Origin of the sequence: Actinocorallia herbida, assembly GCF_003751225.1 — a bacterium.
Classification (GTDB): Bacteria; Actinomycetota; Actinomycetes; order Streptosporangiales; family Streptosporangiaceae; genus Actinocorallia; species Actinocorallia herbida.
This window is the reverse complement of the sequence record NZ_RJKE01000001.1, coordinates 6,183,311-6,196,803: the sequence shown is the minus strand read 5'-3', so window position 1 is coordinate 6,196,803 and position 13,493 is coordinate 6,183,311. Positions and strand designations below refer to the sequence as shown.

Sequence of the window (13,493 nt, the reverse complement as noted above, 5' to 3'; positions counted from 1 at the left end):
AAGGGTCAGCTCTTGACGCCGCCACTGAACCCGCGCATGAGTTGGCGCTGGGCCGCGAAGAACAAGACGAGGACCGGGAGGATCGTCATGGCCACGGCAGCGAATACGAGATTCCACTTCGTAGCCACACCGCCGATGTAGGTGTAGACCGTCAGCGGCAGTGGGGTCCGGTCGGTGCCGTTGAGGAAGATGATCGGGAAGAAGAAGTCGTTCCAGATCTGCACACCGGTGAGCACGGCGACCGTGCCGGTGGCGGGACGAAGCAGCGGGAAGACCACTGATCGGAACATGCGGAGCGGCGACGCGCCGTCGACGGCGGCGGCCTCCTCGTAGTCCCTCGGAAGGTTCCGGGCGAAGTTGGTGTAGAGGAAGATCGCCAGCGGCAGCCACAGGCCGGTGTACAGAACGATCATTCCCGCGTATGAGCCGACGAGGCCCATCGACCGCAGCGCCGTGTAAAGCGGGATGACGCCCAACTGGGTCGGCAGGATCAGCCCGATCACGGCCATCAGGTAGACGACACCGCCCATCCGGCCGCGTGCACGCGCGATCGCGTACGCGGAAGCGGAGCCGAGAACGACCAGGGCGCCGACGCTTCCGGCCGTGATGATCACGCTGTTAACCGCGGCGCGGCCGATACCGGCTTCGGACCATGCAGTGCCGTAGTTGCCGAAGTCCCAGGATTCTGGCAGGCCTGTCGGGTTCTCCAGGAGCTGGCTTGTGGGTTCGAGCGACACGAGGACCAGGAGAACGAAGGGAACGATCCATAGGGCCGCGCCGGAGGCGAGGGCGGTCTCCCGAACGAAGGACATCCAGGTGTACCGCTGGTAGGTTCCGCTCATGTCGCCTCTTTTCTAGGCCTGGTGACGAACGTTTGAATCAGGGCGATCACGATGATCAGCAAGGTCAGGACGAGGGAGAGCGCGGCGCCGTAGCCATAGCGGCCGTTGGCGAACGTCTGCTTGTAGACCTGGGTCGCGAGGGTTTCGGTCATGCCGACGGGGCCGCCGCCGGTCAACGCCAGGACTTGATCGAAGATGCTGAGCGAAGTGATGGTGATCAACGGAATCGCGATCATCGTGGCCGGCCGCAGCAGCGGCAGCGTGATGGAGCGCGTTCGCTGCCAGGTGGAGGCGCCGTCGACTGCGGCCGCCTCGTTCAGTTCGGCGGGGATACCTTGCAGACCGGCCAAGTACACGACCATCGCGAGGCCGGACAGCTGCCAGATCATGACGGCGCAGATGCTCCACAGCGCGGTGTCTGGGTCTGCCAGCCATGAGCGTGGCTCGTCTTGGAGTCGGAGAGCCTGCAGGACCTCGTTGATGGGACCGTCGATCTGGAAGAGGAACTTCCAGACATAGGCGGTCGACAGGGCGCTCATCACCGCGGGGAGGAAGAACGCGGCCCGAATGATGTGACGTGTCTTGACGACGGCATTGAGCCCGAGCGCGAGGATCAGCCCGAGCAGTGTGCTCACCGAGACGACGACGAGGGAGATGAGCAGGGTGTTGCGCAGCGCGCGCACAGCCTCAGGCGTCCGGAAGATCTCCTGGAAATTCTCCAAGCCGATGAAACGAGGCGCGGTGAGACCGTTCCAGTCGGTGAGGGAGTATCCGGCACCAGCGATCGTCGGGAGGTAGCGCGCCCCGAGCAAGAAGAGGAGCGCAGGGATCAGCCAGCGCCAAGTGATGCCGGGTCGGCTTGGTGCCGACCTGCGCCGCTCAGTACGCACGGACGTTGCAGGGGATGGATCGTTCATTATGTGCACCGCCATGGCGCTCTCTTCGAATCTGATGGGCGTGCGGATAGCGGCCCGCGGCCAGAGCGGGGGAGATCCGGCCGCGGGCAGGGGATCATCGGTTCCAGGCGGCGTCCATGGCGGCGAGGACGTCCTCGGGTCGCTGTTGCCCGATCAGCAGTCCTTGCACGCCGTTGCCGAGTTGTTCGTACACCTCTGAGTTGGGCCAAGCGGCCTGGACCAGAGGGAAGGCCCGTGAGTCGTCCTTGAGCAGGTCCTGGAGAGGTGCGAGATCCGGGTTCGACAAGGGAGCCTTCCCCTGGGCCTCCTGGAGGGATATCCCGCCAGACTGCGCCGCATAAAGGGCCGATCCTTCACCGACGGCGAAGAACTCCAGGAACTTCAGCGCGGCTCCGTTGCCGGAGGCCTTGGCACTGAGCGCGACGGCGTTCCCGGGGTAGGAGTACAGCACCTGCTGTCCCGCGTTCGGTGTGGGAACGGGGTAGGCCCGCAGCGCCACGTCGGGATTGACGGCCTTGAAAGAGGCAATCGAACTGACCGGAATGATGGCGCCCAGCGTCTTGCCGCTGGGCACCAGCGGCGCGAACTGGGCGATGTCAGCTCCTTCCGCCCCTTCCTGGAAGCACCCCCAGTCCATCATGTCGAGGAGGCTCTGGAGCGTGGCCTTCCACTCCGGCGAGTCCGCGAAGGTCACCCGTCCTGCGGCCCGCTCGCTGTTCCAGTCGGGGTTCGCGGGGAGGACCTGCGTCGCGGCGAGACTCGACACGAACATTCCGGCGGTCTGGTTGTTGGCGCCGCCGAGCGCGTAGAGGGCCTTGCCCTTGGCGGAAGCCAGCGCACAGGCGTTCTTCACCTCGTCCAGGGTCTTCGGGGGTGCCTCGAGCCCGACTTCCCGCATTGCTTCGACGTTGTACACCTGGGCGACGACCACTTGGTCGAGCGGGGCGGCCCAGAGTTGGGAGCCGGTGTAGAAGAGGTCGTGTGAGCCTTGGGGAATGACCCCGTTGCTCCAGGGCTGGTTGGACAGGTCCGCGAGATAACCGGCTTCGGCGAAGGGCAGGACGGCCTGCTGGCCGCCGGATCCGGGAGTCACATAGAAGACATCCGGCGGATTGCCCGCCTGGAGCCGGGTGCGGAGCGTCTGCACGTAGGTTGGGCCGAGAGGCGCATACTCGGCTTTGATCTTTATCTCGGGATACGCCTTCTGGAACTCGGTGACGATCTCGGCGAAGGCGGTCTGCTCGTTGGCATCCGACTGGGCGAGCAAGGTGAACGTTCCACTTTCGCTTGCCGCACCCGCCTGGACGGGCTCGGAGGCGGTGGGTTCGGAGCCGCAAGCGGTGAGGGCCGTGGCCATAGCGATGACGGAGACGGCCACGTTGAGCATCGGGTGACGCATGGGGGCTCCCGGTGGGGATGGTGCTGGGTGCGATGGTGACGGGGGTGTATCGGTCTCAGGCGGGGTTCTGGGGCGTCCAGTCAGCGGGCTCCGGCCAGCCCGTGGGGGGCTTCCAGTCGCCGAGGGGCGGTGTCTCGGCGGGTCGGCCCTCGTTGTCGGTGGGCTTGCTCAGGGGGTTGCAGAACTCCCGGAACTCCGCGATCTTGCCTTCCTCGAGCCGGAAGTTCATGAGGTAGTGGTTGCCGTAGTTGACGGGCTCGTGGCCCTCCACGCTGATGACGCCCTGCCCGCGGCACTCCACCCAGAACCGGTCGGGGTGCTGGGTGTCGTAGATGGTGATGTCGCTCCACGTCCAGCCCGTGAACAGCTCGATGTTGCGCAGGAAGTTGTACTTGAGCTCGTACATGCCGCGCATATCGATGGCATGGCCCAGGCCCGTCCACGGCAGGACCTTGTAGCCGTCCGCGGCGAAGAGCGAAGCCCGCTCCAGACCGTGGGTCTTGAAGAAGCGCTCCACCGTCGCCCGGTTGCCTGCCCGCAGGTCCGAGTCGTTAGTGCTCATAGGGTTTCCCTCTCCTTGTGTGCCGGTGGGTGAACCATGGGTTGCTGAAACAAGAACCATGATTATCGTTATGGAACATAGGGCGGGCTGTTCGGCGGTGTCAACAGGTTCGGGGTCTGAAACGATAATTCTTGTTCTAGAATCTTGGGCAGTCGACGACACGCCTACACCGAGAGGCCGCCACCCGATGAGCAGCGACGAGACCACCCTGGGGACATCCTTCTCCCGCCCAGCTCGGCAGGAGCGCAGTCAGCAGTCCTTCAACCGGCTGCTCGATGCCGCCTTCGCGCTCGTGAGCGAGACCGGCTCCACCGCCGTCACCCTTGCGGACGTCGTCAAACGGGCGGGTGTGAGTACCGGAGTGGTGTACTCACGGGTGAAGTCCAAGGACGACCTGCTCCGCGCCTTGCTCACACGTGAGATGGATCTGATGGACGCGGAGGCCGAACGGACGCTCAACAGCTACGTCTCGGTACAGGCGAACTTTCCCGGGTTTGTTGTGCGCATGGTCGAGCTCCTGGTGGAGCATCTGCGCGTCACCGCCGAGCGGACCCGGGTTGCGATTCAGATCGGATATGCGGATCCCGTGGCAGCGGCGATCGGTCATGCAAGCTACCAGAGAACCGAGCGGCTGTTCACAGCCCGCCTGCTTGAGCGTCGTGACGACATCACTCATGAGGATCCCGAACTGGCCGCCGCTCGCGCTTTCGTCATCGTTTACAGCGTGGTCGCCCGTCATCTCGGGTTGCACGGAGAGCGTGTGACCTCGCCTCTCTGGGAGTGGAACGAGTTGATCGAGGACCTGTCGACCATGGTCATGCACTATCTATGGGGAAACGATGCCGGGGCTGGGGCCCTCGCCGTGCACCGCTCGCGTGAAGGCAGATGAATTGGACCTCGGTCGATCTGGCGGAGGATGCAGCCTCCAGCAGATCAACCGAGGTCGTCGGCCGTTCTGGCCGATCTGTGATCACCTTGGCACCGGTCCGCACGCTCGCCCGCGGCGGAAGGGCCGTGATCGGGCCTTAGTTCGCGCCGGGCAATACGGTGGACCAGCCGCCGTCGACGACGAGGTTGGCGCCGGTCACATAGGAGGATTCCTCGCTGAGGAGGAAGAGCGCGCAGCGGGCGACCTCGTCGGGGGTGCCGATCCGGCCAAGGGGGATGGCGCGTGCGATGGTCCGCATGGGGTGGTCCTCGGCGAGGAGGGTCCTAGTGCTCGCCGGGGTCTCGATCATGCCAGGACTCACGCAGTTCACGCGGATTCCATGGGCTGCGCCTTCGGCTGCGAGCTGCCGTGTCATGGCGACTATTCCGCCCTTGCCGGCGGTGTGGGCGATGCGGTGGTTGGTGACCGAGCCGGTGATCCCGGCGGTGGAACCAACGAGAAGGACGCTGCCACCGCCGCGCGCGATGAGGTGGGGCCAAGCGTGCTTGGTCGCCAGAAAGACGATGTCCAGTTCGTTGCGCAGCGTGAAGGACCAGTCCTCGTAACTGGTTTCGGTGAGCGGAGAAAAGCGCGTCGCCGCAGCGTTGTTGTAGAGGATGTCGATGCCACCGTGGGCATCGGCGGCCGCGTCGATCCATGCCTGGACGGAGGCCTCGTCACCGAGGTCGAGTGGATGGGTGCTGCTCATGGTGCCGCCCGAGGAGCGCACCATTTCCACGGTCTCGGCGGCGCCGTCCTGGTCGAGGTCACAGCCCACGACGATGGCGCCCTCGGCGGCGAACAGCCGCGCCGCGGTGCGGCCCTGGCCGCTGCCCGTTCCGGTGATCAGTGCGACCTTGCCATGCAGCCGACCCACGATGCCCTCCCGCTGTCTTCCATGACGCGTTTTCGGCGTCGACTCATCGTGGTGGAGGGACGTTACCCATGAGAAATCGCTTCTCCGGATGGGTGCATCGGTTCGCCGGATGCCGCTGGCGGCATCATGGGCGAGAGAACTGGGAAGCGTTGTTCACGCAGCGTCAGATAATCAAGACCGAGAAGAGAATCGGGGCAACCGCTAGGAGACTTCTACGGCGTCTGCACATGCAGACACTGCTTCTGTGCTCCTTGAGCGGCTGCCGTCGTCCACCTCGGTTCCGCTACGTGGAGTGACCTGGTTCGGGATTCCCAACCGGCAGCCATCCAATAATGTCCGATTTTGTGGGTGATGCAGGTCACCTTGCTTTATGTCAGGCTTCGGGCCGTGGAGCTCTCGAACCTGGACTTCAACCTGCTCAGGACCCTCGACGCCCTGCTTCAGGAAACCAGTGTCACGCGGACGGCGCAACGACTCAATGTGACACAGCCGGCTGTGAGCGCTGCGCTGGGCAAGCTGCGCAGGTACTTCGACGATGATCTGTTGCGGAGGTGCGGTAACCGCTACGAACTCACTCCGCTGGCGACAGAGCTCAAGGTCAGGACGGCGATTGCGATGGAAGGGGTCCGCCGGGTCTTCGAAACCCAGTCAGGTTTCGATCCGGCGGCCGACGAGCGCGAGTTCACGGTGTTGACCTCGGACTACGCGATGGCGGTCATCGGCGGTGCGCTGAGAGGGCTCACGGTCGGGACGGCGCCGAAGGTGTCGCTCCGGCTTGAGGCGCACCACGCCCAGATCGTCGAACAGATGCCGGACGCCCTGCGAGACGTGGACGGTGTGATCATGCCGCACGGTTTCCTCTCGAACGTCCCCTTCGTGGACCTGCACGCCGACAACTGGGTGTGTCTCGTGGCCACATCGAACGAACGGGTGGGTGACCAGCTGACCATGAAGGACCTCGCCGAACTGCCCTGGGCATTCAACTACCGGACGCCCGCCGCGTTCAACCCGGCAGCTCGCCAGCTCCAGGTCATGGGCATAGAGCCGCATGTGCAGATCGTCGTAGCGTCCTTCCTCGCGCTGCCCTTCGTGATCGCGGGGACCGACCGCATTGCGCTTGTGCAGGCGAGGGTCGCCGAGAGCCTGGTCGGCAACGGCGATGTCCGTGTGCTGCCCTGCCCGTTCGACGCGGTACCCATCACCGAGGCGCTGTGGTGGCACCCGATCTACGACCGGGATCCCGGTCACGCCTGGCTGCGGAACTACCTGGCCGCTGCCTGCCGCGGGCTGCCCGCCCTGACATAAGCCGCGGTGATGCACCACATAAACGAGACAGCGTGGACACGGACTGCGATCAGCCCCGACGATGTGCGAGAACCTGGATCTGCGACGTGGCAGGTCGGTTCCCGCCGTAATGCGAAGTGAGAGGGCCCGCTCGTGCGAGCGCCCCAGCGGGCATGGCAGCCACCCCAGGTCTTCGCCTTTCAACGACGAAAGCTTCCGTGGTCGTTCCCGCTCGTCCCGCAACGGCTTTTGTAAAGAGAGGAGATGTGGATGAGACCCCGATCCACAGGACGCAGAGGGATTGTCGCGCTCACCGTGGTGAGCGCCTGCAGTGCGCTGACGGTCGCAGGTATCGCGCCCGCCGAAGCCGCCGGACGCGGTGCCCCGGACTTCGGTCCGTACGTCAAGATCTTCGACACGAAGACTCCCGTTGACGAGATCAACGCCTACCTGCGGCAGATCTCCAAGAACACCGAGTTCAGCGACCAGCGATACGCGGTCTTCTTCAAGCCCGGCACCTACGGAAGCGCGGCGGGCGAGGGCGACCCGGCGACCGCCACCGGTATCGTCAACTCGCAGGTCGGCTACTACACCTCGATCCAGGGGCTCGGCTCGTCGCCCGACGACGTGATCATCAACGGTGCGCTGCATGCGAACCCGTCGAACGGCGCGATCCCCAGTGCGCTCACCACCTTCTGGCGTTCCCTGGGAAACCTGAGCATCAACCCCATTCAGCGACCCATCGCCGGCGACGCCAACGTGGCCCAGCAGGTGGCGCCTCCGCACACCCTCCGCTGGAACGTCTCGCAGGCCTCACCCCTGCGCCGTGTCCACATCAAGGGCGACCTGGACATCAATGGCCCGACCGGCTCCTACGCGTTCGGCTCCGAACTGGTCAACAGCAAGGTCGACGGAACCGTGAACAGCGGCAACGGTGCGACACAGGCCTCGATGGCCCAGTGGTACAGCCGGGACAGCAGTATCGGAGGCTGGACCGGCGAGTCTTCGAACCTGGTCTTCTCCGGGGTCAAGGGAGCGCCGCGCACGACGTTCGGCAAGGGAAGCATCACGACCCTCGACAAGACGCCGGTCTCGCGCGAGGCGCCGTTCCTCTACCTGGACGGCGGCAAGTACGAGGTCTTCGTGCCCGACGCGGACACCGGCACCTCCGGCACCCACTGGTCGACGTCGCACCGTGCGGGACGGCAGATTCCGATCGAGGACTTCTTCATCGCCAAGCCCGCCGATTCGGCGGCCGTCATCAACAGGGCTCTGCGCTCGGGCAAGAACCTCATCCTGACCCCGGGTGTGTACGAGCTCGACCAGCCGATCCACGTGACCCGCAAGAACACGGTGGTGATGGGCCTCGGCTACGCGTCCCTCGCTCCGGTCAAGGGCACGGCAGCCATTGAAGTCGGCGATGTCGCCGGCGTGTCCCTCTCCAGCCTGACCGTGGATGCGGGCGCGGTGCACTCCGATGTCCTCGTTCAGGTGGGCACACCGCGCGGCCACGCCGGTGACCCGCGCAACCCGACAGCACTCAGCGACGTCTTCGTTCGCGTCGGCGGTCCTCGGGCCGGATCGGCGACCACGAGCTTCGAGATCAACAGCGACCACGTCGTGATGGACAGCATCTGGGCGTGGCGCGGCGACCACGGAGTCGGCACTCTCTGGAACCAGAATCGTGCAGACCATGGCCTGGTCGTCAACGGAGATGACGTCACCGCGCTGGGGCTCTTCGTCGAGCACTACCAGAAGCACCAGGTCGTGTGGAACGGCGAGCGCGGCCGCACCATCTTCTACCAGAGCGAGTATCCCTACGACGTGCCGAGTCAGCAGGAATGGATGAACGGTACGAAGAACGGTTACGCCGCTTACGTGGTCTCGCCCGGGGTGCGCAGCCACGATGCGACCGGGCTGGCCATCTATTCGTTCTTCCGCCAGGCTCCCGCCTATGTCACCTCCGCCGTGGAAACTCCTGTCGCACGTGACATCCGTTTCACCTCGGTCGTGAGCGGCGTCATCCTTGGCCAGGGCGGGGTGGACCATGTGATCAATTCGACGGGTGACGCGGTCACCGCCTCGAACCCGAACTCTCCGGTCTTCGGTCTCCTCGCGCTGACCAGGCTGAAGTCCTTCCCCGCCGGTCGCTGAACCAGCGGTTGAGCTCCCGGTCCGCTCGTGCGAGTGGGCCGGGAGGTCTCCTCGGTCTACTTCTTGATGCTTTAGTCGAGATTCTCCGAGCTGATTTCGAGCCGTTCATCCGCGTGGGTGCACGGCTTTTCTGTGTGCATCAAGATTTCTAGCACTCGGGATATAAATCACAATTATAGCGCTTATATGAAATTGTGTATGGACATGGGTGTCATGGCAAGCCCAATCTTTCCTCAGCCATCCTCGTGATGGCGGTCACACCCCGGCCTGAGGAGATCGATTCGTGAAATCCCTATCCCATCGCACCGCCATGGCGTTCGTGGCCATCGTGCTGCCGGCTGCCCTGCTGGCCGGCTGCTCGAACTCCGGCGATGACGCCTCAACTCTGCCGAGCGGCAACGTCGCTGCGGGCGATCCGACGGCCCAAGCGGCCGCGGCCTACGAAGGCCTGGTCGGTCAGCCGCCGACTGATGCCGTCAAGCCGTCGGCGGATGGTCTGGCATGGGTGGTCTCCTGCGGACAGACCGTGCCGACGTGTTCCACTCCCGCCAACGCGGCCGTCACCGCGGCGCAGGCCCTCGGGTGGGAGGGCAAGCTGTGCGATGGCAAGCTCAACCCGCAGGGCTGGTCGGCATGCATCCGCCAAGGCATCAGCGCCAAGGCCTCCGGGATCGTCTTCATCGGGCAGGATTGCGGCGCCGTTCAGGCCGCGCTGACAGAGGCCGCCCAGGCGAAGATCCCTGTGATCGGTGCCGGCGGCAACGACTGCGACGTGACCGGCGGTACCAAGCAGTTCGCGTCCACGGTGCAGAACCTTCCGGACCTGACGAGCCAGCAGTGGTGGGAGAAGATCGGGGCGCTCCAGGCCGACTGGATCATCGGAGCGACCGGAGGCAAGGCGCAGGTGCTCAGCCTCCAGTTCACCGACTCGCTGTGGGGCTCCTGGATCCAGGACGGCTTCGCGGCCGAACTCGCCACATGCCCTGGATGCGAGGTCCTCGACGTCCTCGAGGTCGGCAACGCCGACGTGGCGGCCGGTGAACTCACCCAGAAGTTCTCGACCGCCCTGCTGAAGCAGCCGACCGCAAATGCCGTCAACGTCCCGATCGACGGCTGGTTCCTCGCGGGGCTCGGTCAGGCCGTCCAGTCATCGGGCCGGTCCGAGGACCTGTCCGTCATCGGCGCCATCGGCGACGTTGGGAACTTCGACCTCATCGGCAAGGGTGGCGGCGAGGACGCCTCGGTGGCCTTCAACTCTTCCTGGACCGGCTGGGCCGGCATCGACACACTGCTGCGCGTGCAGGCCGGACAGGACGTTCTGCCTGCCGGAATCGGGCTGCAGGTCGTCGACGCGGACCACAACCTTCCCGCAGCCGGACAGCCGTTCGTCTACACCCCCGCGATCGACTTCACCGCCGCGTATAAGAAGGCATGGGGCTTGGCGTGACCTACGTGCTCGACGCCGACCACGTCTCCAAGAGGTTCGGCGGCGCCCATGCCCTGGCGGACGCGGCTCTCCGCGTCCGCCAGGGCACGGTCCACGCGCTGCTCGGTGGCAACGGCTCCGGCAAATCCACCATGATCAAGTGCCTGGCCGGCGTTCACTCAGCCGATGCCGGGACGGTTCGGCTGCACGGTCGAGAGATCAAGGCCGAGAACCTCACCTCCAGCCGGGCGCGGGCCGAGGGCCTGCGTTTCGTCCATCAGGACCTCGGCCTGTTCGACTCGCTCACCGTCGCCGAGAACTTCGCGCTCGATGCGGGCTTCCCCGTTCACCAGCTCGGCGGGATCCGGTGGCGCGCTCTGCGTTCACGGGTGGGAAGGCTGCTTGAGCGGCACGAACTCGCAGTGAGCTCCGACACCCTGGTCGGCGCGTTGCGTCCGGCCACCAAGACGATGGTCGCGGTTGTCCGGGCGCTGCAAGACCAGGAGGGCACCGAGCACATCCTGATGCTCGACGAGCCCACCGCAAGTCTGCCCGACGCCGAGTCACGCGCCCTGATGGACACGCTGAGGCGGCGAGCCGCGGCAGGCCAGACGATCGTCCTCGTCAGCCATCGGCTGCAAGAGGTCCTGGCGGTCGCCGACGACTTCACGATCTTTCGTGACGGCCGAGTCGTCAGCCGACTGGAAGCCTCTTCCCCGTCGGAGAACGAGCTCATCGAACTCATGGTCGGTGAGGCTCTGTCCGATGAGGAGGTGAGCCCGGCGACGATATCGGGAGAACGGGTTCTGGAGTTGTCCGCGGTGGTGGCCGGACCGCTGACCGGGCTCGACCTCGAGGTGACGGCAGGTGAGATCGTCGGCCTTGCCGGGCCGCTCGGATCAGGGCGTTCTACCGCCCTCAGCGTGATCTTCGGATCGCACACCCCGTCATCGGGTGAGGTACGTGTCGGTGGGCAGGTCATGACCGGGCGAACCGTCGCGGAGATGATGCGTGCCGGCGTCGCGCTGGTGCCCCAGGATCGCGGACGCGATGCGGCCTGGCCCGCCGCGCCGGTGGCGGAGAACATGACACTCTCGGTTCTCGGCCGGTACTTCTCGGGCTGGATGCGCGATCGCGCATCCAGGGCGGACGCCCGGGACCTGATCGGCCGCTTCGCGATCAAGACGCCATCAGTCGCCGCGCCTCTCTCGGCTTTGTCCGGCGGTAACCAGCAGAAGGTCGTGCTCGCACGCTGGCTGCGTCGAGACCCCACCGTCCTGCTGCTGGATGAGCCGACCCAGGGAGTGGATGTCAGATCGCGCGCCGACATCTACCGACACATCAGAGAGGTGGCCAGTCGAGGATGCGGTGTGCTCGTCGCCTCCTCCGACTTCGAAGAACTCGTCCGCGTGTGCGACCGGGTGGTCGTGCTCGCCGACGGCAAAGCGGGGCCGTCACTACCTGTATCCGGGCTTAGCGCGAACCGGATCACCGAACTCGTTCAGAAGGGAGTCCGGCTGTGATGACGGGCGAGACCGCGTCCTTGGAAGTCGTGACAGACCACCAGTCGGAGCCGGCCGAACGGCGTGGACTCGCTTCTTGGACGGAGGCCGCCGAGCGGTATGCACTGGTCGCCCTCCTAGCGGCGGTCGCGTTGTTCTTCTGCTTGTTCCCCGAAAGCTCCTCTACCTTCCCGACCTCGGCCAATCTGAGGATTCTCGCGGCCAACCAGGCGGTCACCCTGCTCCTGGCGCTGGGCGTGCTGATCCCATTGGTCTGCGGGCACTTCGACTTCTCCGCCGGCGCCGTCGCGGCGGCGTCGTCGGTGGCGTGCGCGGGGATGATGCAGAACCACCACGCCCCGCTCGTTCTGGCGATACTGGTCCCGGTAGCCGCGGGAGCGGCCATCGGCCTGGTCAACGGGGTGGCTGTGGCGATCTTCGAGATGAACGCGTTCGTTTCCACGCTGGCCACGGCCACCCTGCTGGGCGGGCTCATCCAGTGGTACACCGAGGGACAAACGATCAGCACTGACATCGCACAGGGGCTCGTGGAGTTCGGATCGGGGGTCTGGCTAGGAGTCCCGCGTCCGGTCTACCTCGTTGCCCTGATCGCTCTGGCCGCTTGGTACCTACTGAGCCACACCCCCTTCGGGCGGGCCCTGTACGCGATCGGCGAGAACGTGCGCGCCTCCCGGCTGGTCGGCATCCGGACCAACCGAAGCGTCATGCTGACCTTTGTTCTGAGCGGACTGCTCGCGGGAATCGCGGGGGTGGTCCTGACGGCGAGGACCGCAGGAGCCACTGCGGATCCCGGCACGACGATGCTGTTCCCCGCGCTGGCCGCCGTCTTCCTCGGCGCCACTGCCATCCGTCCGGGCAGGTTCAACGTCTGGGGCACCGTCTTCGGTGTCGCTCTGGTCGCCGTCAGCGTCAGCGGGCTCACTCTCGCGGGCGCCGCCGACTGGGTCGACCCGGTCTTCAATGGCGTGGCTCTGGCGGTGGCCGTCGGCCTCTCCAGCTTCCTGCGCCGCCGGAGCACACCGAGTTGATCGCGACCGAACGGCGCGGTGCCCCAGACCGTAGTCGGGTCTGGGGCACCGCGCCGTTCGGGATGCGGCAGCGATCGACTGCTGCTCAGTGAGTGAGAGGCTCGCCGGACAGGTAGCGGACCTCGAGGGCGACGCGAGTAAAGCGCCACCCCGCCTCGGTGCGGCGCACTTCGCAGCGGTACCAGCCGGCTCCGTCGGCGTGCCGGTAGGGGTCCGAGGCGTCCAGCACGTGGGCGGCGATGAGGTAAGACCGTGTAGTGGCGGTGTCCCCGTCGATGGCGATGGCGATGGCGTGATTAGAGCTCACATGGTGGGTGCCCGCGTATCTTCCGAGGCTCTTCCCGACGAAGTCGGCCATGCCCGCTCGGCCGCTGTGGAAGATCGTCGGCGAGATGGACAGCACGCCGTCCTCGGCGTAGGTGTCCGCGTATGCTTCCCAGTCGCGGTCGTCCAGCGCACGGGCGAACTCGATCAGCAGGTCGCTGATGGCCGCGCGGTCGGTCAGCCATCGCAGCTGTTCGGCTGGATCGGTCGGTGGGCTGACGAGCGGCAT

General features: G+C 65.7%; 12 protein-coding genes. 6 read left to right on the top strand and 6 right to left on the bottom strand.

All coding sequences use genetic code 11. From position 1 onward, the window contains the following. Positions 1-5 precede the first annotated feature (5 nt). The 4 genes from EDD29_RS28155 to EDD29_RS28140 form a co-directional block, all read right to left on the bottom strand. Positions 6-842, bottom strand: coding sequence for a carbohydrate ABC transporter permease (locus EDD29_RS28155; protein ID WP_123667282.1), 837 nt, complete (start codon positions 840-842; stop codon positions 6-8). Beyond that, the gene (locus EDD29_RS28150) at positions 839-1,759 is read right to left on the bottom strand and encodes a carbohydrate ABC transporter permease (protein ID WP_123670735.1); all 921 of its coding nucleotides are present in this window, start codon (positions 1,757-1,759) and stop codon (positions 839-841) included. Before EDD29_RS28150 ends, EDD29_RS28155 begins: the two co-directional genes overlap by 4 nt. Positions 1,760-1,853: 94 nt before the next feature. Next, a complete protein-coding gene (locus EDD29_RS28145) occupies positions 1,854-3,158 on the bottom strand; it encodes an ABC transporter substrate-binding protein (protein WP_123667280.1) in 1,305 nt (434 codons plus the stop codon). Between the two features lie 55 nt (positions 3,159-3,213). After that, positions 3,214-3,720, bottom strand: a complete 507-nt coding sequence (locus EDD29_RS28140; RefSeq protein ID WP_170201617.1) for a PhzA/PhzB family protein — start codon at positions 3,718-3,720, stop codon at positions 3,214-3,216. 187 nt (positions 3,721-3,907) lie between these two features. Here EDD29_RS28140 and EDD29_RS28135 point away from each other — a divergent pair, with 187 nt between their 5' ends. Then, positions 3,908-4,609, top strand: a complete 702-nt coding sequence (locus tag EDD29_RS28135; protein WP_170201616.1) for a TetR/AcrR family transcriptional regulator — start codon at positions 3,908-3,910, stop codon at positions 4,607-4,609. A gap of 136 nt (positions 4,610-4,745) precedes the next feature. On the opposite strand, the gene EDD29_RS28130 is transcribed toward EDD29_RS28135, so the two are convergent. Next, positions 4,746-5,525, bottom strand: a complete 780-nt coding sequence (locus EDD29_RS28130) for an SDR family NAD(P)-dependent oxidoreductase (RefSeq protein ID WP_211359955.1) — start codon at positions 5,523-5,525, stop codon at positions 4,746-4,748. 351 nt (positions 5,526-5,876) lie between these two features. On the opposite strand from EDD29_RS28130, the gene EDD29_RS28125 reads away from it, so the two are divergent. The 5 genes from EDD29_RS28125 (at position 5,877) to EDD29_RS28105 (ending at position 12,940) form a co-directional block, all read left to right on the top strand. After that, the gene (locus tag EDD29_RS28125) at positions 5,877-6,830 is read left to right on the top strand and encodes a LysR family transcriptional regulator (RefSeq protein ID WP_170201615.1); all 954 of its coding nucleotides are present in this window, start codon (positions 5,877-5,879) and stop codon (positions 6,828-6,830) included. A 249-nt stretch (positions 6,831-7,079) separates the two neighbouring features. Then, on the top strand, positions 7,080-8,963 hold the full coding sequence (locus EDD29_RS28120; RefSeq protein ID WP_148086116.1) for an adenylyl cyclase: 1,884 nt from the start codon (positions 7,080-7,082) through the stop codon (positions 8,961-8,963). A gap of 310 nt (positions 8,964-9,273) precedes the next feature. Further along, complete coding sequence (locus EDD29_RS28115) at positions 9,274-10,410, top strand: sugar ABC transporter substrate-binding protein (protein ID WP_211359954.1); 1,137 nt, start codon at positions 9,274-9,276, stop codon at positions 10,408-10,410. Then, positions 10,407-11,912: a sugar ABC transporter ATP-binding protein gene (locus EDD29_RS28110; protein WP_170201614.1), complete on the top strand. Its 1,506-nt coding sequence runs from the start codon at positions 10,407-10,409 to the stop codon at positions 11,910-11,912. Before EDD29_RS28115 ends, EDD29_RS28110 begins: the two co-directional genes overlap by 4 nt. Next, positions 11,912-12,940 carry an ABC transporter permease gene (locus EDD29_RS28105; RefSeq protein ID WP_123670733.1) on the top strand — a complete coding sequence of 343 codons (1,029 nt, stop codon included), beginning with the start codon at positions 11,912-11,914 and terminating at the stop codon, positions 12,938-12,940. The genes EDD29_RS28110 and EDD29_RS28105 overlap by 1 nt, the downstream gene beginning before the upstream one ends. A gap of 85 nt (positions 12,941-13,025) precedes the next feature. On the opposite strand, the gene EDD29_RS28100 is transcribed toward EDD29_RS28105, so the two are convergent. After that, the gene (locus tag EDD29_RS28100) at positions 13,026-13,493 is read right to left on the bottom strand and encodes a nuclear transport factor 2 family protein (RefSeq protein WP_123667266.1); all 468 of its coding nucleotides are present in this window, start codon (positions 13,491-13,493) and stop codon (positions 13,026-13,028) included.

Bases quoted from the DNA above. Each gene is read 5' to 3' on its own strand.
- EDD29_RS28100 (WP_123667266.1), bottom strand. From the start codon at position 13,493: ATGCCGCTCGTCAGCCCACCGACCGATCCAGCCGAACAGCTGCGATGG.
- EDD29_RS28145 (WP_123667280.1), bottom strand. From the start codon at position 3,158: ATGCGTCACCCGATGCTCAACGTGGCCGTCTCCGTCATCGCTATGGCC.
- EDD29_RS28105 (WP_123670733.1), top strand. From the start codon at position 11,912: ATGACGGGCGAGACCGCGTCCTTGGAAGTCGTGACAGACCACCAGTCG.
- EDD29_RS28125 (WP_170201615.1), top strand. From the start codon at position 5,877: ATGCAGGTCACCTTGCTTTATGTCAGGCTTCGGGCCGTGGAGCTCTCG.
- EDD29_RS28140 (WP_170201617.1), bottom strand. From the start codon at position 3,720: ATGAGCACTAACGACTCGGACCTGCGGGCAGGCAACCGGGCGACGGTG.
- EDD29_RS28150 (WP_123670735.1), bottom strand. From the start codon at position 1,759: ATGAACGATCCATCCCCTGCAACGTCCGTGCGTACTGAGCGGCGCAGG.
- EDD29_RS28115 (WP_211359954.1), top strand. From the start codon at position 9,274: ATGGCGTTCGTGGCCATCGTGCTGCCGGCTGCCCTGCTGGCCGGCTGC.
- EDD29_RS28155 (WP_123667282.1), bottom strand. From the start codon at position 842: ATGAGCGGAACCTACCAGCGGTACACCTGGATGTCCTTCGTTCGGGAG.
- EDD29_RS28135 (WP_170201616.1), top strand. From the start codon at position 3,908: ATGAGCAGCGACGAGACCACCCTGGGGACATCCTTCTCCCGCCCAGCT.
- EDD29_RS28120 (WP_148086116.1), top strand. From the start codon at position 7,080: ATGAGACCCCGATCCACAGGACGCAGAGGGATTGTCGCGCTCACCGTG.